An 18,331-nucleotide genomic window follows, 5' to 3' on the forward strand; every position below is an offset into this window, starting at 1 on the left:
CAGATGCGTTAGAGCGGGGGGGCAAGGACACTGCAGTGCACTACCGCGTCCCCCCTTGTGGGCAAGCTTCTCTCGGTACTGTATGACGTCAACGACGAACTCTGCTGCGTTACCCGCCCCCTGCGATGGCACGACGGTGTCTGCTCCGGCGTGGGGATAAATAAGCCCACTTAGTTCAACTGCGGTTAAAGTTCAACTGCGGTTAACGTGGCTCACTTCTAAGCCAATGTACACTGTTCTGGAATCGCGCCCGGGCCGGCTCAGAGAAGTGGCTGGCTTGCATAAAGCGTGTGATTTCGTCCATCGCCATTTCCCATCCGAAATTGCTTAACTCAGATAGCACCCAAGAGGCCCGAAGTTGGTTAAGCAAATCCCATAAGGCGGCCTCGCCCGCGCCATTTAGCAGACTCAAACTCTGTCGCCAGACTCGCTTTGCCAGTGCATCGTTCACAAAACTCAGGCATTTGAGCAGCCCAACCGCCGCCGGCACACGCTGTGACATAGGCACACGCGCTAAATGACTGTCAAATAACGTCAGCTCCTGCACTGTTTGCTCCGACGACAGCTCTTCGAGACTTTCAGGCAAATGGCGCAAAGCCGCCCCCCACTGCTCGTCAGACAGCGACAGTGCCCAATCGCGTAGTTGCGCGTACTGTGCGAATTGCTCCGTTCTCGGCAAAACCCGTACGGTATTCGCTAACATGCCCACTGATGCACCTTGCACAGAGGGCGGCAACTGCAAGGCGTGTCCGCGTAAAACCGCATAGATCCCAGGCACGCGTGGGTCTGCTTTAGGGAAATAACACAGTAACTCCGATAATGCCGGGATGAGTTCCGCTTGCTCGGATACCCTCAAAGACGCCAGTCGAGTCAACAGTGCCTGATGACGCTCGACAAAAGATGAGCCAAACGACAAAAAGTGCAAACTGTCAGCCAGTTCCACCCAGATATTGTCTTGCCCGGGCGCGCGCCGTTCCGCCATCGCGTAAGCGAAGTCGAATAACTCAACACGCTGGCTCCGAGGAAAATCAAGAAAGATGCGTAACAGCGCTTTTTGTATCCGCACGCCGTCCTGCGGGATACGCTCTGCAGCTGCAAACACCCGCTTGAACGCATCAACTCGCTCAGCTTCTGGTAACGCTTGCAGACGCTGGCTCAGCGCATCTATGGGTTCGACATGCTGCGCTGGATGGGTCAACGCGCCTCCCATTTCGTCCAGCAGCTGGTTGACTGACGCCAAGCTGACGGCCTGGTTTGCCCGCTGCCAATAGTGGTGGACGAGGCGTCTAGCCTGCATCGCATGATACGTGCGGCGATCGACCGTGGCGAACGGCATCACGTCTTGAATGGATACATAGTCACCGATTCGGGTAATCAATTCGGACGGCAGGTCATCATACGTGGTCGGTCGAGTGGACGAAGAGTGAGTCAACGCGTCGTCGGAAGGTGGTCGTGGCGGCGCTGACGCGGCAGGCTGTTGGCCAGTCTGCCCTGCACATACGTAGCTGGCAGGATAGTTTAAAGCGGTATTCAAATCGAAGTCCATTGGCAAAATCATCAGTGATCGGTAAAAAAGGCACCACGCGTAGCGAAGCTGTGCAGCAGGCTAACGAAAAGTAGGGGCAGATGTGCAGTGATACGTCGTAAGTGTGAGATCTTTGGCGGGTAGCATAAGCCGGTGGACAAGCTGCGCGATATCGCACGGGGCGACGCAAGCATGCCGACAAAGGCATATCAACCGACCAATGCCTCAGCGACCGTCTACGCGCCTGCAAGCCGTAGCAGAACAGTGTCGTGATGAAACGCTTGGTTCGAGCGATTAGACGATGGTCAACGCGCTCGTGGGATGGCTCGCATGATATAGGGTTTTTGTGAGGGGGCTTTGATAGATGCCCGTTGCTGAAGTAGGCAAGCAAATTGCGAGAGCATCTGCGCCGCGGTTCATGACGCACGTGTGTTATGAGTATGGCTAGTTGCCGGAGCAAGCCAGGCGCTCCGGATTACATCAACCCAGTGCTGATGGAGGGATAATATGTTAGACAATCTGATCCAAAGCGGTATCAAAAAAACCACGGACAAGGCTCAAGAAACCGTCGGTCGCGCATCGGGCGAAGACGAGTTAAAAAGGGTGACGGATAAGGCGCATGAGACCGTCGACCAGGCTGCCAACCAAGCTGATCAATTGGCTGACCAGTTACATCACGCCACAGTGTCGGTACAAATGGCTTATGAAGGCATGGTAAAAGGTCTGCGCGCCGTTGTCATGAACAAACCTTTCAAGGCGTTAGCAATTGTGGCGGGACTGGGCTTTGCCAGCGGTCTCTTGTGTACGCGTGGCAGACGTCGTTGACGGGTTTAGCATCGAGCGTAGCGTGAGAATGCGTGATGTCCAGAGGCAGCTGAATGGTGTCGCTGAGCAAAGTCGCGCGGCATTGGACGAGCTGATCAGCCGCACAAAGCGGATTCTCACGCACAGCCGCGTGAACGGACCTTATAAGGAACAAAAACGGTTCACTTTAAAAAGGTGTTTTTCAATATTTTACATAATTTGGATTATCGCATTTACAGCGTGTAGTAGCTTTATAGAAATGTCGTGTTTGGACCTCGATATGTTTGCTGGTTCCTGGTGGGATGACGGAGACGGAGCTGGCCATGCATCGACATCGAGCAGCACTGGTGACATTGAATATGCGAGAACTGGACCGTCTGAAGGTGGTACAGGCTGTTGTAGATAGGGGGCTCAAGCCCGGGCATGCCGCTGAGCGGCTAGGTCTGACGGTACGGCAGATCGAACGGCTAGTGATCCGGTACCGGGAATGCGGCGCGGCTGGACTAGCCTCGCGCAAGCGTGGCCGTCCCGGCAACCGGCGGCTAGACGCTGAACTGGCCCGGCGGGTGCTAACGCTCATCCGCGAGCGCTACGCCGATTTTGGGCCAACACTGGCCTGCGAGAAGTTGTGGGAATGCCACGGCATTCGACTGGCTAAGGAGACGGTTCACCGGCTGATGACAGAGGCTGGCTTGTGGGTACCGCGCCGGCAGCGTCCGCCGAAGGTTTACCAACCGCGGGCACGGCGCGCGTGCCTGGGCGAGCTAATCCAGATTGACGGCAGCGAGCACGCGTGGTTCGAAGACCGAGCGCCCTCATGCACGCTGCTGGTGTACGTGGACGATGCGACGAGCCGGCTGATGCACTTGCACTTCACGACGACGGAATCGACGTTCAGTTATTTCGAAGCGACGCGGGTGTATATCGAGCGCTACGGCAAGCCTGGCGCGTTCTACAGCGACAAGGCAAGCGTGTTCCGCAATGTCAGCCCGGGCAAGGCTGGAAACCGGGTAACGCATTTTGGCCGAGCAATGTACGAGTTGAACATCGATACGTTCTGCGCGAACAGCAGTTCGGCCAAGGGTCGCGTCGAGCGCGCACATTTGACTCTGCAGGACCGGTTGGTCAAGGAGCTGCGGCTGCGTGGCATCAGCACGGTGGCCCAGGCCAATGCGTATGCGCCCTGCTTCATCGCAGCTTACAACGCAGGCTTTGCGAAGCCAGCGAAGAGCGATTTTGATGCACGCCGGCCGCTGCGCTCTCAAGAAAATCCGGCTGATGTTGGCCAAGTTGCCCAGCTATGGCTACCGGCGCGTCTGGGGCATCCTGCGGCGTGAACGCAGTGGCGCCGGCCTGGCACCGGTCAACGCCAAGCGCGTGTACCGAGTCATGCGCACGCACGCGCATCTGACCGTGGATGCGCATAGCATGCCGGTCCGAATCATTGCGACAGAAGGTAGTCACGGCGTGGCATTGCCACCCGCTACGCCAAGCGCCTGGACTCATTTGTCGCTGCCGCACAGATTCGGTGCCCTACCCTATAGCTAAAAATCTCGTAACGACACTATCTAGATTAAATTTTAGTTCAATCGTTTTTCTTGCAAGGACGTGCCACTTTAGCGTTTTTGTTTTATTTTTGTCGTTTTAAGTAAAGAGAAACTGCTTGGACTGCTCGTAATTCATGTCTATAGTTACCCCATTGGCAAACTGTGCACGTGAGAGCAGGGCTTCATCCTCGTGCGCGGCGCAGGCCAGCGAAAAATGGCGTAATTCTTCGGCAGCAGCGATTACCATTCCATAAAGGCGATGTTTGGAGTGAACACCGTGACAAAATACCCTAATGTAGCTCGAACCACCTTGCCTCCTCATGCGGGGCGTCCGCTTTTTTCTATCCTTCTTGCCTTCGTTTTGTGGACTGTAACGCAAGGTTGCCTTAAGCGCGTTGCGCGCCCAGGCAATGATTTGCATGAGCGTGGACATTGGTAAATTGTCCGCACCTGAGTCGACTATTATCTTATCGAACCTTGTTAAGTTAAGGCGGCTTAACAAGGGAGTGAAAAACCTTTACGGTTTTAAATGGATCTGCGGACAACAAAACAGCAGATTTCAAAAGACCGCAATGAAAAAGCTGCAGCTTCATTCCAAAATGCCTTACTCGGATTCGCAAGTCGTTGCCACCTAGAATTTAACAATTACTGAACAAAATGCGAGAAATAAAACCGATATTCTGATGCAAGAATATATTTTTTACCACACCATTAATTGTTAGTGAAATTGTATGCGATCAACAGGAATCCAAGCCCTAGCTGTTCATTTGCCAGATGGAGTACGTACAAATGCCTGGTGGGACGGAGAAACCTCGTCACCGCAAAAGGCCAAATCATCAACAATGGCATTGACGTCAAGTGGTTCGTCCAAGCGTCGAAGAATCAACCCATACGATGCGGCCATGGAACATTATTTAGAGGATCCCTTTTTCGGCAGCGTCGAGCGTCGAGTCGTGACGAATGGTGAGGGAAGCGTAGAGCTCGGGGTTAAAGCGGCACAGCAAGTATTGGATGCGGCAGATGTGTCCTCTGATGAGGTGGATTGCTTGATCGCGGTGTCGATGTTCCCCGATCGGGTCGGATCCGGCGACGCAGGGTATCTGGCGCAGGCACTGAACACGGGTGGCGGAGCGTTCAACGTAGAAGCGACCTGTGGCGGATCCATGTCAGCATTGTTGACGGCATGCGCCTGGGTGCAGGCGGGGCTGAAAGAACGCATCCTAGTCGTCACGACGTCCAGGTTATCGCGTGCGATTGAAGCTGACGATGTCACGCTGAAGTTGTGCGGAGATGCCTCAGCGGCGTTCTTGGTCGGTCCAGTCAAAAGCGGGTTTGGTTTATTGGGGGCAGAATCTTTGCACACCGGCAAGACCTGTGGAACTTGGCTGCTTGATGCGATCGAGGATTCCTCATCCACCACATCCAGTGGGCAAAGGATTCGTTTGCGCGTGGACCCTTCGATTTCTCACGTGTTACGTGCCACGGCTGAGTCGTATCTCTTGTATACAACTGAAGGCGCGCTGGCAAAGGCCGGGCTGGAGATAAAGGATATTGATGTCGTCGTGCTGAACACGCCGACGGCTTGGCATGCAGAGTTTTCCGCCAATGCGTTGGGCATCGAACTCGACCGGGTCGTCAACACTTTCCCGCAGGTCGCCAATATCGGGCCGGTGCTAATGCCGTTCAATGCCTATACTGCGGCAGCTAATGGCCGTATCAAAGCCGGGGACAGGGTACTGCTGTATGGGTTCGGCGGCCAAGCCGAGGCTTCAGCAGCTGTATTCCGCTGGCCACACGTCATGCTAGCCGCTCCTCCAGAAGACGCCTCGGTTGTCAATCCGGCAAGCCCACAGTGAACGTTCATCATCCATTAAAGGAGAATCCCATGTCGGATGCCTTGGTCAAAATTCGTGCGTTTGTGATCGATACTATCCTGAAAGGAAACGACTCAGATATTTCCGACGATCTAAATCTAAAAGAGTCGGGGCTCCTTTCATCCTTGGCCACCATGCGCCTGGTTTCGTTTGTGGAGGACGAATTCGACATGATGGTTGGTGTCAGTGATCCGAGGACGCGTTTCACCACGATTCGCGAGATCGCGCGTTACGTGGATGAAAAGTCATCGGAAATTGAAAAATGACGACCGACACTGTGCTGCGGGGACAACAGTCCGAGCCGCCAGCGAACTTGGCAAAATATTTAGACGACACGACAGCGCGACAGCCGAGTGCTCGTGCGCTCGTCGATTCCGACGGATCCGCATTGAGCTATGAAGAACTTTCCGCGGCAGCCGATAGGATCGCCGGTTTTCTTCATCGCAAGGGGATTGTTGCAGGGGATCGGGTCGGGCTTTTCATGCGCAAAAGCTCACAGACGCTCGCGGCCATCTTCGGCATACTTCGTCTAGGCGCGGCCTATGTGCCCACAGACGCGGGCAGCTCAAGCATGCGCGCAGCCGCCCTATTCGACGATTGCGATGTCCGGGTCATCTTCACCGACTCTGAATCAGCGCGACATTTAACACAACACGCATCCCAGCTTAAACCACGCGTGGTAGTGATGCAGCCCCATCACGAGGAGACGAACGACCCACGTGAGGACTGGCAGACGCTGGACATGCTGCACGGCGAGAAGCATGACTACCCACGCAGCCCGCCGGATGCGAACCGGCTCGCCTACATCCTTTACACCTCCGGTTCCTCCGGGGCACCGAAAGGGGTCGCAATAAGCCAGCGCAACGCAGTAAGCTTCGTCGAATGGGCCTCTGCTGCCTTCAATGTGACAGCACAAGATCAGGTATCCAGTCACGCCCCATTTCACTTCGACCTGTCGATTTTCGACATCTATGTTTCCATTAAGAACGGCGCATGCATTCACTTGATCGACGCCGATCTTGCTGCAAGCCCACGTCATCTCGCCACATTCCTATCCGCCCGGGCGATCACGGTTTGGTATTCGGCACCGGCCATTCTAGGTATGCTGGCCGAACAGCACAAGGGGCGCGGCCCTGCGCCGAACCGGCTACGGCTCGTGCTCTTCGCCGGGGAAGTCTTTCCCATCGCGAAGTTGCGCATGTTGCTGCAGCTGTGGCCCAAACCAGCCTACTACAATCTATACGGCCCCACCGAGACCAACGTGTGCACCGCTTACCGTGTCCCCACGCCCATACCAGCAGAGCGCGTCGAACCGTTGCCGATCGGTCATCCCTGCGACCACTGCAACACGATCGTCGTGGATGAGCATCAACGACCGGTACCCGACGGTGAACCCGGCCTGTTGTGCGTCGCAGGGCCTTCCGTCGCGACTGGCTATTGGAATGCTCCCGAGAAAACGGCTCAGCGATTCTTTCAACTCGACGGCCAACGCTGGTACAACACCGGGGACATCGTTCGCGCCTCGCCCGAAGGCTATCTCTTCCTAGGGCGGCTTGATCGTATGATTAAGCGTCATGGATACCGGATTGAGTTGGATGAGATTGAATCATGCCTGGCCGCCCACCCTGAACTGACCGCCTGTGCGGTGGTCAGCTCCGGTTCCGACGGGAACACCACCATCACGGCATTTGTCGTGGCCCGCGAGGCCCCGGTCTGCCCAACAGATTTGAGTCGGTTCTGTTACAACCGACTCGCACGGTACATGGTGCCCGACCAATTCCACTACCTTCCTGACCTGCCCCGCACCTCGACGGGCAAAACTCACTATCCACTTTTGGAGCGTCAGTGCGATGCCAAACCCGCTTGATGAACGACGAGTCGCGCTGCGCGAGCATGCCGCCCGTTTTGCCCGCGACCAGCTCAGTACAGACATCGCAGCCTCCGACCGTGCCAGCATTTTCCATAGGGACGGCTGGCGCAAATGCGCAGAATTTGGCCTGTTCAGTATGGCCATACCCGAGGACCGTGGGGGCGCGGGCGCGCCCCTGTCCGACCTACTCGCGGTCATGGAGGGCCTGGGGTACGGCAGCGAAGACTTGGGACTGCTGTTCTCGCTCAACGCTCATCTGTGGACCGTTGCCCTGCCGCTGGCCATCCACGGCACACCGACCCAGCGTTCGCGCTTTCTGCCAGGCTTGATGAATGGCTCGTTGATTGGTGCCAATGCCTCGACGGAAGACGAAGCAGGCTCGGACGTGTTCTCCATGCGCACCCAAGCTGTACGAGACGGCGACGGCTATGTCCTCAACGGTTCGAAAACCTACATCACCAACGCCCCCATCGCGGATCTGTGCGTCGTCTACGCCACAATCGACCCCACGCTCGGGCCACTTGGCGTCACCGCGTTCCTGGTCGAGACGACAAACCCGGGCCTGGACCTGAGCCCGCCTTTGGAAAAGATGGGACTGCGCACCGCACAAATGGGCCGGATCACGCTCAAGGACTGCCGTGTCTCGGCCGATGCGATACTGGGACGGGAAGGGCGAGGCGTCAAGGTCTTTGAAAGTGCCATGGAATATGAACGTGGATGCATTCTTGCCACCACGTTGGGCACCATGCGCCGCCGCCTTGAAGCATGCATTACGCATGCACGTACCCGCCGCCAGTTCGGCCAACCCATTGGAAAGAATCAAGCCGTCTCCCATCGCATCGCCGACATGAAAGTCAACCTAGAGGCCGCGTGCGAACTCGTCTACCGGGTAGGACGGCTCAAGGACGCGGGCGAGGATGCCACCCTGGAAGCGGCCTGTGCAAAGCTGTTCGTCTCTGAGACGTACACTAAGTTTTCGATAGACGCACTGCGGATTTACGGTGCGCAAGGCTACCTAGCTGAAACCCCCACTGAAAGAGGACTGCGCGACGCCATCGCATCAATCATCTATTCAGGAACATCTGATATTCAACGCAACATCATCGCCACCGAATTAGGGTTATGAACCGACACAGCAAGCAGGGGCAGCTAGTCAAATTCGTTTCGGAGAGGAAGGCGAACATGAAGAAATGCTTGACCGAAGGTTGTCGCCAAGCAAAGCTCTGCGCCCCAAACCAAGCGAGAAATGGTGGTGGCGATTGAGGCTACCCCAAATCAGCGCTGTTCTAAAGTGGAAATTTCCGGCTCTTCGGGGCAGGCCGAATCGGCCCGGCGCCGTTAAGCTTGCCCGACGCTTCGGCCTTCACCCAGTTGCGAAGCGTCTACTTCGACATGCCCAGCTCGCGGGCCACCACGGCCACTGCCTGGCCATCCTTGACCCGATGGACGGCGGCCAGCTTGAATTCCGCCGTGTACACCTGTTTCGGTACCTTAAACATCCTGATTTCCTTCCTTTTTGTCGAGTTTATACGCGACCTCTTGGAAGGCGAAATTTCAGGAAAAACTCAGTAGCCGTGTTGCTAAATAAAAAAGAAAAACGCCCCCTCCAGTGAAGTGCAAGGTATGCGAGACTGTCTCATGGCCACGCACAATATCATGCCTTAAGACCTGCGAGAGATCATCGATCTGCACTCGCCGAATTTCGGCAAGGGTGGCACTGATATCACCTGATTCGGAGACAAGGTCTTTATCCCCTTCGGGTCCCTCGACGAGGTAACTGCCGTCCGGGAAATCGGTTCGTATGCTGTTGGGAAGGTTGACGAACGTCATGTGCGGTGCCGCAACGAATAGGAAATGCGTGGCTTAGGATAAGTTCCGATTATCGCGGGGCTGCTGTACTGGCAGCATGCCTTCGATTTGTCGGATGAGGAGGTGATCACCGATCCCTCCGAGACCCGTTTGCGCTGGGCGAGCAGCCACTCATGTTGACGAAAGTGCCTTGCATCGCAGACTAGCGCGCTTGCGGATTGTTCACGTCGCCGACCCACCGCTCGGCGTTGCCCAGCGCGTACATCACGTTCCAGAACTTGTTGCTCATCGCGTTTTCCTCATTCAATAATCGTCTGAAGCCGAGCCAGCACGTCCTCAACCACTTCAACCGGCGCACGTTCGACCTTGCGCGCGCCGCACGCCTCCAGGTCGAGCATACGCGCCATGTTGACAAGCGCTACGCCTTTCGTCTCGGTTCCAGAACCGGAAAGCGGTACGGCGAACCCAGCAAAGCGAGCAGAGGCATCGCCCTGGGTGATCGGGGCAACGAGCGCCACGCCCAAGGCGTTGAACGCCGCCGGAGATAGAACGAGCGCTGGGCGAAAATCGCCTTGCTGCTCTCGCCCGACAGTCGAGTTTAGGCTCACGCGCACGATATCGCCCCGCTCGAACTTGACCCGCCTCACCAAGCCTCACCCTCCGTCGGTTTGACCTTATTCCATGCCGCCATGTCGTCCGGAAAAAAAGCCTTCGTGTCGCATTGGGCAATAAGGTCGTTCAGCGAATATTTGCGGCGGGCCGGGGCCAGCATTACGCCATCCGGACGCACGTCGGCGTTTAGCGAACTGCCGACCGACGCGTTGATCTGCTTGAGCAGCACACTCGGCAGACGAATTGCTGCGCTATTACCCCATTTTTGAATCTTGAGTTCCATCTCAATCCCCTAATGTTTATCCATTGTAGAAACACGCAACACGATTGGCAAGCACTTTGTGCCTCTAGCTATGGCGGTTGACGCCATAAGCTGGCATATGGCAAAATATGCCATATGAAAAAGAAGGCGACGCTGTTATTTGAGGATCGAATGGTTTATCCGGACGGAGCCATTCTTGAAATGCGGATCTGGCGATTGCCCGAATGCGATGCGGAAAGACCCCATGGTTTGAAATACAGCCTGTTCTATGGTCAGGGCGGCGCAAGAATCATTGGCTACGATAATGACGCAGCAAGGGCGACCATCGCCACTATCGTGACCGTGAAGTGCCCTACGTTTTTTCGACGGCGGAACAGATGGTGAGGGACTTTTTGGGGGAGGTTGAACGCGAAAGGAGCGGAAAATGAGCAAACTGACAGTCCATGTGAGTGGCGCACGTGATATGGGGCAGCGGTTCGTGAATGCCTTTGAGCGCGCGGCCAAAGGCGAGCATTTCAAGGAAAGTCACGTCACCTTTCTCTCGTGGCAGGAAATGGTGGCGGCGCTGACGCCAAAACGGCTGGAGTTGCTACGCTATTTGCACCGAGAAGGCGCCGATAGCGTCAAGGCTTTGGCATGCGCTTTATCGCGTGACTACAAGCGCGTGCATGCTGATGTAGCAGCGCTAGAAGTTGCCGGTCTAGTCGTGCGGGAAGACGGCCGCTTGACGGCGCCGTGGGAAGCACTTGCCGCTGAGGTGACCTTGTAATAGTAAATGTAAAATAACGTGCTCAATGAGCACGTCACCATTTCCCCTAAAATGGCGCTACGCATCGAGGTCTGGTGATGCGTTGTTAATTTAGTCATTTGGCTCCTACACTACGGGATCCATCCCTCGCGCAGGCTCCGCCGAATGTCGGTGACGGCGTCACCTAGTCTTTTTGAGCGCACGCGCCGGCGGGCGTGGCCGCCTAATCGGGCCAGAGGTCCGGCCCAATGCAGACTGAGTGGGTAGGCGCTGCCGCGCGCGCCGCGATTTTTCAGCGTCGGCGTTCGCGCGCTGCAGCGCGGCTAAGTTGGCTTCCAGCATGCCAATGTGCTGGCGTGCGTCCCCCAATTGCGCCTGCAGCGCTTGCCGCTCAGCGCGGCGCTGCGCGTCACTTTCGTCGGCACGTCGCACCGCCGCATCCCGTTCCTTGATCAGGCGCGCGCTGGTGCGGCGCTCATGCTCGGTCTCCAAGAGCGCGCGTTTTTCCGCCGCTTGCAGCCGCGCTTCGGCGCGCGCGGTGTCGGCCCGCAGCTTATCGAGTTCGCGGGCAAAATCGGCGCGCGCCTGGGCGAGCGCCGCGTCCCGCTCCTGGGCGTCGCGTTGCAGGCGCTCGACTTCCGTGTGCAGCGTCTGGCGTGCTGCTTCAGCCGCCGCCAGCGCGGGCTCCAGTTCCTGTAGGCGCGCCTGCGCAGTGAGCAGCGCCGCGTGGTGCGTCTCGAGCGTGCGCTCGGCGTGCGCCGCGGCCTCGCGGGCGGCGGCTACTTCGGCGGCGGCCGCGTCGCGCTCGAGGCGCACCTCAGCGCGCACCTCTTCCAGCGCCGCGTGCGCCGCAGCCGCGGCTCGCTCCCACAGCGTCGCGATGAGCGTGCCGGCGGCGTCGCGCAGTTCGGTGGGTAAATCCGGGTGGTCGAGCTTGACACGACTTTTTTCACGCAGCTCGCGCCAGAACTCGGCGAGGACCTCGGTGGGCGTGCCCATGCTGCCTTTGCGCACCAGCTGGTACAGGCGGTTCGCGGTGGGCGTGATGCCAAAACGAAAGAACAACAGCGCGCACACTTCGCGATACAACTCGCGCGTATTCGGATGCGCGGCTTTCAAGCGCGCGATCTCGGCGCTCAGTGCCGCATCGGGGGACAGGAGGTCAGTCATCGTCGTTTTTGGGCAGAATGCATTTAATAATACTACGTATTACATTAGCTTTCTAATGATTTAGACAGCTAACACGACATTACGTCTATAATGTCGTGTAGTATGGCAAACGCTTCCTTTTTGATTGAACCCCACGCTTGGAGTGCCCGAATCGTGTCCATCACCCCGTTCACCGCCGTGCAACCGGTCGAGGCGCTCGCCTTGCCCGAGCACCTGGACGGGCGCGACGGCACCAATCGTGGCGCGCGCGAGCGCGCGCAACTCGCCGCGCGCAACGATCTAGACGCGGTGCGCGCCTGGCTAGCCAATTACGCCGACACCCAAACTACGTTTGAGGCCTACCGTAAGGAGGCCGAGCGACTCATGCTGTGGGCTGTCGTGCAACTCGGCAAGCCGCTGTCGTCACTCACGCACGAGGATCTACAACAATTCAACGCGTTCCTGGCCGACCCGCAGCCTGCAAACCGCTGGGTGTCGGCCACCGGCGGCAAGTACGCCCGCGGCGATGCCCGCTGGCGACCCTTTAATGGGCCGCTGTCCGCAGCTAGCCAGCGGCAAGCGCGGGTGATCCTAAACGGCCTGTTCACCTGGCTAGTGGACGCCGGCTACCTGCGCGGCAATCCGATGGCGCTGCTGCGTCAGCGCGCCAAACGCTCGGCGCCGCACATCACACGCTACTTATCCGTTTCGCTATGGAACGAGGTTAAACACTTTGTCGCGCAGCTGCCCCAGGAAACGGCCGCGCAGCAGGCCTACTACGCCCGCTGCCGCTGGCTGACCACGCTCTTTTATCTGCAAGGCCTGCGCCTTTCCGAGGTCGCCCACGGCACCATGGGCGACTTCTCGCGGCGCCTGGGCCCGGACGGACACGATCAGTGGTGGCTTGACATCGTGGGTAAGGGGCAACGCGCGCGGCGCGTGCCCGCGTCGCCGGAGTTGATCGTCGAGCTGGCCCGCTACCGGCAGGCGTGTGGCCTGCCCTCGCTGCCCCGCCGGGCGGAGGACACGCCGCTGGTCGTGCCCTTCCGGGGCCCGCGTCGTGGCCTGTCGCGCTCCGCCCTGCATGACGCGATCAAGCGGACCTTTCGCGATGCCGCGTCGTGGCTGCGCGCACGCGGCCCAGAATTTGCCGATCGGGCCGACGAACTGGTGCGCGCGTCGGCGCATTGGCTGCGGCATACGGCCGGCTCCCATCAGGCCGACGCGGGCCTCGATCTGCGCACGGTGCGTGACAACCTCGGGCACGTGTCGCTGACCACGACGAGCGTGTACTTGCATGAGGAAGAGGACACGCGGCACCGCCAGACAGTGCGCGGCCATCGAATGAACTGGGGCGACGAGCACCCGGTCGAGCCCCCTGCTCGGCAGCCGGAGCGCTGATTCGAAGTCCGAGCGCTCGGCGTAAAGCGCACAGCCCTCTTCGCCGACGATCGCGACGTTGACGAGCTGGCAGGGGTCGAAAAATGCGAATTCGGTGTCAAAGAAGTAGCGGGTCTTCCATGGACCATGCGGGGCGTTCATCGTTGTGGTTCCCGAGTGGTTCGTTCCTGGCTGCGCGATAGTAGCTCGGGCCTTGTGCGGTGGCGCGACGACACATACCTCGGGCCGTGCCATCAAGTGGCCTGACTCGACTCTTCTATCAGGCGCACAAGTTACCGCTGAAGGGCGAATCAACGCGCAAGTCCAACGGCGAACAGCCCTGTTCATCCTGACCGCAAAAGGGGTACTATCCAGCAACGCCACTTTTTCGCCTTGGTGTTCGAGTCGAACAGCCATGCTATGCGCCACTATGCCGCCGAGGCTCCATCCTAATAAGCAGTAAGGCACTTTAGGCTGAACGCGGCGCATTTGCTCAAGGTAGTTTGACACTATCGGCGGGCCAGCTTCTGCCTCACGGAAAGTCATGCTGACTTACATCCGTAAGCGGCCCGTATAGGCCGTTGTTGATTTGATTTCGCGCGTGCTGGCGAGGACGATGCGAGGCTATACGGGCGATGACCGACGGGATTTTGTTGAGGTGGAAGCCGGGGTGATGTGACGTCCGCCGTCTGCGTATTCGCTTTGAACGTCGCGCTGACATTCATGAAGCGTTTCTCAAACTCGGCTGCTGCTCGATCTACTGGAACACCATTCAGCGAGCGCAGTAGCCTTTATGAAACCGTCTCTAAACGAAACTGGAGGGTTGGATTCGTGGCAGGCCGCCCGATCTAATCCTAACCTTGCTTTGGTGCCCGATGCCGAGCTACTGGCGAAACCACGTCGATGGGCACGATCTTGCCGTGCTCATACCGATAGCTCACGGTCTGCTTTTGGCCGATGACATACACCGTCGTCGCGGCGAGTTGTCGGTCGTGTAGCAACAATTCCCCTGAAACGCCCTGCAGCGCGTGATGCTCGGTAACACGTACCACCATGCCGGTGTAGTCCTTGCCGTGCGCAGCCTCGGCGGCCCGAACAGGCCGGCCATCAGATAGCGTGGCCGAGAGCAGTTTGCGCGAAGCGAGCCGCCGCATATACGGATCGGTCAGCTTCCTAGCGACCCACGGCAGGATGGTATCCTCCACTGGAAACTCCACATCTTCGTCTGCCTTCGTGGCGACGATACGCAAGTTACCGGGCGCTTCCGAGTTATCGAGCACAGTCGCTTGGTCGGCGTGCTCGAATGCGGCCGGCAGCAAATCCATCGTCGCAGCGTAGCGACGGCGAATCGCGTCCGGCTCGACGGCGTGACCACCGTCCGCCACGCGGTTGGCAACGCGGAGTACGTTGATTTCAGGATCTTCCGTCGTGACGAAGAATAGAGAGACGCGGTAGCCAAGCGCCTTCGCCTGCGTCATGAACGCGACCTTCTCAGGTGTGGACATGACCGTTTCGAAGGCAAAGTCGCGCCCCTCGAGCAGCGCCTGGAGACGACGCTGCTCCGCAATCCGAGCAGCCCTAAGGTTACGCTCGCGGTAATCGGGGATCTGATCCTGAAGACTGCGGGCAATGTCGTCGGCGTTGATATACTCTCCCGAGAACTGCTCCGGGTCGCCGACGACTGCCTCTGTAATGGTGGATTTCCCCGAGCCGTTCGGCCCGGCGAAGATGATGACTGCTGGAATACCTTGTTCTTCTGTGGTCGTGATGGTCATGCGACTTTAAGGGTTTTGTGCTTCGCGCTGGACACTCCAACGCTCACCTTGACGACATTGCCAGACACCTCCGTAGCCGCCTCTTTTGGATCGCGCACGACGTAAACGGGCTGGATGCCCTTTTTTTCAAGGTTATGGGCGGCCTTCTTCACCGCTGCGTTGGCGCGTGCCAAAAACACATCGCTGGCCATATAACGGCCAAGTTTGTCAGTAGGCATGATCCACTCCATTGGACACCTTCCGGTCGACATTATACTCTGTCGTACCAGGGACGGTCCCGCATCGAGAAGGCAAGGAGCCGCAGCCAATGATGAACGGACAGAAGAAATCAGACTCCACCATATTGGTGTTCAGCAATGCTTGATCTGTGTCAAAACCTTTTTAAAATGTCCGAACTGCAGCCAAATAGATAGAATGGTCGGAGCATTACTGGGCTCGGCTCTGAGCATGGCTTGGCACACATGTGCGGCTCATCGTTGCCTAGTTTGTGCGCCTATTCGTGGAGTCGAATAAAAACGACGCAATTGATGCCGCAGCGATCTGGGAAGCGGTTCAGCGCCCAGGCATGCGGTTTGTGGCTGCAAAACGCAGGATCAGGAGGCGTTCGACGAAAAGGCGCCAAAGTACGGTTAGTGGGCGGCAGGCTGCCAGGATGGTAGGGTTAGTCTGACCGTCGTGCGGTTTTTCGTGGGCCGAATGCCTCGTTAATCTGCCGGGCACGACGAGCATCGTTGCCATGCAGGTAACATCGAAGTTGTGGTGAGCGAGGCGTGACGCAGGTTGTCGCGTGTGGATAGCGTCAAGCAGAATGGCCGGCGCATTGACTCAGGTTTTTTGCTACCGAGCGCAGCCTGTTGCCTCATGTAATGTGTTACCCGTCAGAATCCTGGCGGGAACGACTGATGACGAGGCGGCTCAGCATGAGAACACGACGGGAATTGGTTGAGGCAGTCGGTGAGCGGTACCACCGTTTTGGCCGCAACGAGAAGCGCGAGATGCTGGACGAGTGTTTGTTCAGGTGACTGGGTATTACCACAAACACGCTATCCGTATGCTGTGCCGCGAGCCTCTACCCTCAAGGACGAAGCCCGAAGCGCAGCGATGGTATGACGATCAGGTGCGGGCCGCACTGACCACACTGTGGGAGGCTGCCGATCGGATCTGCGGCAAACGGCTGAAGGCGCTCATTCCAACGCTGATCGACTCGATGACACGGCATGGTCACTTGAGGCTATCGAAACAGGTTTGCTAGCGGCTGAACAGATCTGCGTCGCCACCATTGACCGGCTGCTGCGTGAAGTGCGCGCACAGGCTCTCACGGGTCAACGCCAACGCGCTAGCGCAGTGGGCAATGCGATCCGCCGTGCCGTCCCGATTTAAACCTTTTTTGACTGAAATAATCCGCTACTCAACTACCTCGAGGTTAATTTCGTTGCGCATTGCGGTGGCACCAAGATCGACAGTGACTTCGTGCACAGCTTCGTGATAACCGATATCACGACTGGCTGAAACGAACGGCTGGCCATGCTACATCGAAGCGGTGCGTTCGTTTTCGAGCACATTGTTGAGTTTCCCGCGCACCGGCATGATCCGCGCCGCGTCAGCGTGCAAGCTCGCACTTGGTCGACGAACAACTCGACCTGCGCCACGCGCGCGATCACCTGGACCACGCGTCGCTGACCGCCGCGGACTGCGGCCTGCACAGCAACGACAGCTGGCGCCACTAAAGATCAAGCAAAGCACCAAATCGACGGCTCACATGGCGCATGAGTGCACACAACAGTGATTGCCAAATATGCAATCAATGATTAAAATGACATCAATGATGACGGAGGCTAAAAATGGCAAGCATGACTATTCGCAACCTCGATGAGGGGCTTAAGAGGCGTTTGCGGGTACAGGCGGCGCAGCACGGTCACTCAATGGAGGAAGAAGCCAGGGATATTCTACGCGCGGCGCTTTCCACTGAATCTGCCAGCACTCAGCAAAACTTGGCGCAAGCTATCCGGAGCCGTCTGCAATCAATTGGCGGCATTGAACTGGAGTTGCCCGCGCGTGAAGCGATTCGGGAACCGGTGGATTGGAATGCATGATTATTCTAGACACTAACATTTTATCCGAAACGCTGCGACCGGTGCCCAACGCAAAAGTGATGACTTGGCTAGCCGAGCAGCGTCGCGTCTCGCTTTTCACCACGACAGTCACAAAAGCGGAAATTTTTTACGGTGTGCGGCTGCTGGCGCACGGTGCTCGCAAAGAGGCATTGGCAGCAGCCATTAATGCGATTTTTGACGAAGATTTTGCGGGCAGGCTTTTAAGCTTCGACAGTCGTGCAGCAGACATGTACGCACACATCGCCGCGTCACGCAAAAGCTCAGGCATACCCATCAGCCAGTTTGATGCGATGATCGCGGCCATCACACGGTCACATGGGGCGACGCTGGCAACGCACAATACTAAGGATTTTGTTGATTGCGGTATCACCATTATTGACCCGTGGAAGGCATGAGGGTACTGGTGATACCGCAAATTCGGGTAGCTGTTCGATGTTGGCCAGCTTTACCACCAGATTGGTGATGCTTTGCGCGACCAGCCAACTGAACTTGTGCCTCGTGCGGACTGAGTCATCCCCTCGTTTTTATCTGCTGGTTGAGAGATGGGGGGACGGCAAACCAAAGCCGTGGCACGCGGCGCAACGACTCAAGTTGACGAGCCGAACGATCGTCGTCTGGTCTCACTTACATCGCCAACGCATGCTCCAGCGACGCGATATCCCGTTCGATTTAGGCGTCCCGCCAAAGGTTGTCATACCCTTCGCGCAAAAATACCGCACTCGCCTTACCTGACTCGGCATCTAGACTCTCGCTGCCTGAATTTTATCCTCGGCAAGAAATCCATTTCTCACTGTCAATTTCATAATCAGGAATTGAACAAACAATCATTAAACTCAATCTCGTGACAGCACTATTTACCGTG

At 57.5% G+C, this 18,331-nt stretch carries 18 protein-coding genes and 6 pseudogenes; 14 read left to right on the top strand and 10 right to left on the bottom strand.

The annotated features are described in order from the left end of the window. Positions 1 to 202 precede the first annotated feature (202 nt). Positions 203 to 1,432 (bottom strand): hypothetical protein, encoded by a 1,230-nt coding sequence (locus tag IHE30_RS06925; protein WP_337689655.1) that lies wholly within the window; start codon positions 1,430 to 1,432, stop codon positions 203 to 205. 600 nt (positions 1,433 to 2,032) lie between these two features. On the opposite strand from IHE30_RS06925, the gene IHE30_RS06930 reads away from it, so the two are divergent. The 3 genes and pseudogenes from IHE30_RS06930 to IHE30_RS06940 all read left to right on the top strand — a co-directional run. Further along, positions 2,033 to 2,350 (top strand): hypothetical protein, encoded by a 318-nt coding sequence (locus tag IHE30_RS06930; RefSeq protein ID WP_337689656.1) that lies wholly within the window; start codon positions 2,033 to 2,035, stop codon positions 2,348 to 2,350. 302 nt (positions 2,351 to 2,652) lie between these two features. Then, a pseudogene (locus IHE30_RS06935) lies at positions 2,653 to 3,600 on the top strand (ISNCY family transposase); the annotation flags it as partial. A 16-nt stretch (positions 3,601 to 3,616) separates the two neighbouring features. Then, positions 3,617 to 3,739, top strand: a pseudogene (locus IHE30_RS06940) (IS3 family transposase); the annotation flags it as partial. Between the two features lie 234 nt (positions 3,740 to 3,973). On the opposite strand, the gene IHE30_RS06945 reads toward IHE30_RS06940, so the two are convergent. Next, on the bottom strand, positions 3,974 to 4,297 hold the full coding sequence (locus tag IHE30_RS06945) for a hypothetical protein (RefSeq protein WP_337689657.1): 324 nt from the start codon (positions 4,295 to 4,297) through the stop codon (positions 3,974 to 3,976). A gap of 481 nt (positions 4,298 to 4,778) precedes the next feature. Between IHE30_RS06945 and IHE30_RS06950 the strand changes: the two genes are divergently transcribed. Genes IHE30_RS06950 through IHE30_RS06965 form a run of 4 tightly spaced genes read left to right on the top strand, consistent with a single transcriptional unit; the run spans position 4,779 to position 8,746 of the window. Beyond that, the gene (locus tag IHE30_RS06950) at positions 4,779 to 5,732 is read left to right on the top strand and encodes a 3-oxoacyl-ACP synthase III family protein (RefSeq protein WP_337689658.1); all 954 of its coding nucleotides are present in this window, start codon (positions 4,779 to 4,781) and stop codon (positions 5,730 to 5,732) included. 29 nt (positions 5,733 to 5,761) lie between these two features. After that, complete coding sequence (locus IHE30_RS06955) at positions 5,762 to 6,016, top strand: acyl carrier protein (RefSeq protein ID WP_337689659.1); 255 nt, start codon at positions 5,762 to 5,764, stop codon at positions 6,014 to 6,016. Next, a complete protein-coding gene (locus tag IHE30_RS06960; RefSeq protein WP_337689660.1) occupies positions 6,013 to 7,617 on the top strand; it encodes an amino acid adenylation domain-containing protein in 1,605 nt (534 codons plus the stop codon). Before IHE30_RS06955 ends, IHE30_RS06960 begins: the two co-directional genes overlap by 4 nt. Next, the gene (locus tag IHE30_RS06965) at positions 7,601 to 8,746 is read left to right on the top strand and encodes an acyl-CoA dehydrogenase family protein (protein ID WP_337689661.1); all 1,146 of its coding nucleotides are present in this window, start codon (positions 7,601 to 7,603) and stop codon (positions 8,744 to 8,746) included. The genes IHE30_RS06960 and IHE30_RS06965 overlap by 17 nt, the downstream gene beginning before the upstream one ends. 190 nt (positions 8,747 to 8,936) lie before the next feature. On the opposite strand, the pseudogene IHE30_RS15120 reads toward IHE30_RS06965, so the two are convergent. The 4 genes and pseudogenes from IHE30_RS15120 to IHE30_RS06985 form a co-directional block, all read right to left on the bottom strand. Next, a pseudogene (locus IHE30_RS15120) lies at positions 8,937 to 9,119 on the bottom strand (transposase); the annotation flags it as partial. A 55-nt stretch (positions 9,120 to 9,174) separates the two neighbouring features. Further along, the gene (locus tag IHE30_RS06975; RefSeq protein WP_337689662.1) at positions 9,175 to 9,450 is read right to left on the bottom strand and encodes a hypothetical protein; all 276 of its coding nucleotides are present in this window, start codon (positions 9,448 to 9,450) and stop codon (positions 9,175 to 9,177) included. Positions 9,451 to 9,728: 278 nt separating this feature from the next. Next, entirely contained in the window at positions 9,729 to 10,079 is a 351-nt protein-coding gene (locus IHE30_RS06980) for a type II toxin-antitoxin system ChpB family toxin (protein ID WP_337689663.1), read from the bottom strand. Further along, positions 10,073 to 10,324 carry an AbrB/MazE/SpoVT family DNA-binding domain-containing protein gene (locus tag IHE30_RS06985; RefSeq protein ID WP_337689664.1) on the bottom strand — a complete coding sequence of 84 codons (252 nt, stop codon included), beginning with the start codon at positions 10,322 to 10,324 and terminating at the stop codon, positions 10,073 to 10,075. The genes IHE30_RS06980 and IHE30_RS06985 overlap by 7 nt, the downstream gene beginning before the upstream one ends. Positions 10,325 to 10,438: 114 nt before the next feature. Here IHE30_RS06985 and IHE30_RS06990 point away from each other — a divergent pair, with 114 nt between their 5' ends. Both IHE30_RS06990 and IHE30_RS06995 read left to right on the top strand, forming a co-directional pair. Continuing rightward, a complete protein-coding gene (locus tag IHE30_RS06990; RefSeq protein WP_337689665.1) occupies positions 10,439 to 10,687 on the top strand; it encodes a toxin-antitoxin system TumE family protein in 249 nt (82 codons plus the stop codon). A gap of 40 nt (positions 10,688 to 10,727) precedes the next feature. Then, positions 10,728 to 11,072, top strand: a complete 345-nt coding sequence (locus IHE30_RS06995; RefSeq protein ID WP_337689666.1) for an HVO_A0114 family putative DNA-binding protein — start codon at positions 10,728 to 10,730, stop codon at positions 11,070 to 11,072. Between the two features lie 159 nt (positions 11,073 to 11,231). Here IHE30_RS06995 and IHE30_RS07000 read toward each other — a convergent pair whose 3' ends face one another. Beyond that, positions 11,232 to 12,221 carry a DNA-binding protein gene (locus tag IHE30_RS07000; RefSeq protein WP_337689667.1) on the bottom strand — a complete coding sequence of 330 codons (990 nt, stop codon included), beginning with the start codon at positions 12,219 to 12,221 and terminating at the stop codon, positions 11,232 to 11,234. A gap of 153 nt (positions 12,222 to 12,374) precedes the next feature. Here IHE30_RS07000 and IHE30_RS07005 point away from each other — a divergent pair, with 153 nt between their 5' ends. Next, on the top strand, positions 12,375 to 13,601 hold the full coding sequence (locus IHE30_RS07005) for a tyrosine-type recombinase/integrase (protein WP_337689668.1): 1,227 nt from the start codon (positions 12,375 to 12,377) through the stop codon (positions 13,599 to 13,601). A 363-nt stretch (positions 13,602 to 13,964) separates the two neighbouring features. Here the strand turns inward: IHE30_RS07005 and IHE30_RS15125 are convergent. After that, positions 13,965 to 14,126: pseudogene (locus IHE30_RS15125) on the bottom strand (thioesterase domain-containing protein); the annotation flags it as partial. Positions 14,127 to 14,263: 137 nt separating this feature from the next. On the opposite strand from IHE30_RS15125, the pseudogene IHE30_RS07010 reads away from it, so the two are divergent. Next, a pseudogene (locus tag IHE30_RS07010) lies at positions 14,264 to 14,368 on the top strand (IS5/IS1182 family transposase); the annotation flags it as partial. Between the two features lie 66 nt (positions 14,369 to 14,434). Here IHE30_RS07010 and IHE30_RS07015 read toward each other — a convergent pair. Then, positions 14,435 to 15,355, bottom strand: a complete 921-nt coding sequence (locus IHE30_RS07015) for a zeta toxin family protein (RefSeq protein ID WP_337689669.1) — start codon at positions 15,353 to 15,355, stop codon at positions 14,435 to 14,437. After that, positions 15,352 to 15,585 (bottom strand): hypothetical protein, encoded by a 234-nt coding sequence (locus tag IHE30_RS07020; RefSeq protein WP_337689670.1) that lies wholly within the window; start codon positions 15,583 to 15,585, stop codon positions 15,352 to 15,354. Before IHE30_RS07020 ends, IHE30_RS07015 begins: the two co-directional genes overlap by 4 nt. Before the next feature lie 188 nt (positions 15,586 to 15,773). Between IHE30_RS07020 and IHE30_RS07025 the strand changes: the two are divergent. The 3 genes and pseudogenes from IHE30_RS07025 to IHE30_RS07035 all read left to right on the top strand — a co-directional run. Then, positions 15,774 to 15,941, top strand: a pseudogene (locus IHE30_RS07025) (IS110 family transposase); the annotation flags it as partial. A gap of 1,255 nt (positions 15,942 to 17,196) precedes the next feature. After that, on the top strand, positions 17,197 to 17,448 hold the full coding sequence (locus IHE30_RS07030) for a FitA-like ribbon-helix-helix domain-containing protein (RefSeq protein ID WP_337689671.1): 252 nt from the start codon (positions 17,197 to 17,199) through the stop codon (positions 17,446 to 17,448). Next, positions 17,445 to 17,864, top strand: a complete 420-nt coding sequence (locus IHE30_RS07035) for a type II toxin-antitoxin system VapC family toxin (protein WP_337689672.1) — start codon at positions 17,445 to 17,447, stop codon at positions 17,862 to 17,864. Before IHE30_RS07030 ends, IHE30_RS07035 begins: the two co-directional genes overlap by 4 nt. The last annotated feature ends 467 nt before the right edge of the window (positions 17,865 to 18,331 follow it).

Source organism: Mycetohabitans sp. B46, from assembly GCF_037389205.1.
Taxonomy (GTDB): Bacteria; Pseudomonadota; Gammaproteobacteria; order Burkholderiales; family Burkholderiaceae; genus Mycetohabitans.

Coding starts and splice junctions, on each gene's coding strand:
- IHE30_RS07015 (WP_337689669.1), bottom strand. CDS start 15,355: ATGACCATCACGACCACAGAAGAACAAGGTATTCCAGCAGTCATCATC.
- IHE30_RS06930 (WP_337689656.1), top strand. CDS start 2,033: ATGTTAGACAATCTGATCCAAAGCGGTATCAAAAAAACCACGGACAAG.
- IHE30_RS07030 (WP_337689671.1), top strand. CDS start 17,197: ATGGCAAGCATGACTATTCGCAACCTCGATGAGGGGCTTAAGAGGCGT.
- IHE30_RS06950 (WP_337689658.1), top strand. CDS start 4,779: ATGGAACATTATTTAGAGGATCCCTTTTTCGGCAGCGTCGAGCGTCGA.
- IHE30_RS06965 (WP_337689661.1), top strand. CDS start 7,601: ATGCCAAACCCGCTTGATGAACGACGAGTCGCGCTGCGCGAGCATGCC.
- IHE30_RS07035 (WP_337689672.1), top strand. CDS start 17,445: ATGATTATTCTAGACACTAACATTTTATCCGAAACGCTGCGACCGGTG.
- IHE30_RS07000 (WP_337689667.1), bottom strand. CDS start 12,221: ATGACTGACCTCCTGTCCCCCGATGCGGCACTGAGCGCCGAGATCGCG.
- IHE30_RS07020 (WP_337689670.1), bottom strand. CDS start 15,585: ATGGAGTGGATCATGCCTACTGACAAACTTGGCCGTTATATGGCCAGC.
- IHE30_RS06990 (WP_337689665.1), top strand. CDS start 10,439: ATGAAAAAGAAGGCGACGCTGTTATTTGAGGATCGAATGGTTTATCCG.
- IHE30_RS06995 (WP_337689666.1), top strand. CDS start 10,728: ATGAGCAAACTGACAGTCCATGTGAGTGGCGCACGTGATATGGGGCAG.
- IHE30_RS06985 (WP_337689664.1), bottom strand. CDS start 10,324: ATGGAACTCAAGATTCAAAAATGGGGTAATAGCGCAGCAATTCGTCTG.
- IHE30_RS06945 (WP_337689657.1), bottom strand. CDS start 4,297: ATGCAAATCATTGCCTGGGCGCGCAACGCGCTTAAGGCAACCTTGCGT.
- IHE30_RS06955 (WP_337689659.1), top strand. CDS start 5,762: ATGTCGGATGCCTTGGTCAAAATTCGTGCGTTTGTGATCGATACTATC.
- IHE30_RS06960 (WP_337689660.1), top strand. CDS start 6,013: ATGACGACCGACACTGTGCTGCGGGGACAACAGTCCGAGCCGCCAGCG.
- IHE30_RS06975 (WP_337689662.1), bottom strand. CDS start 9,450: ATGACGTTCGTCAACCTTCCCAACAGCATACGAACCGATTTCCCGGAC.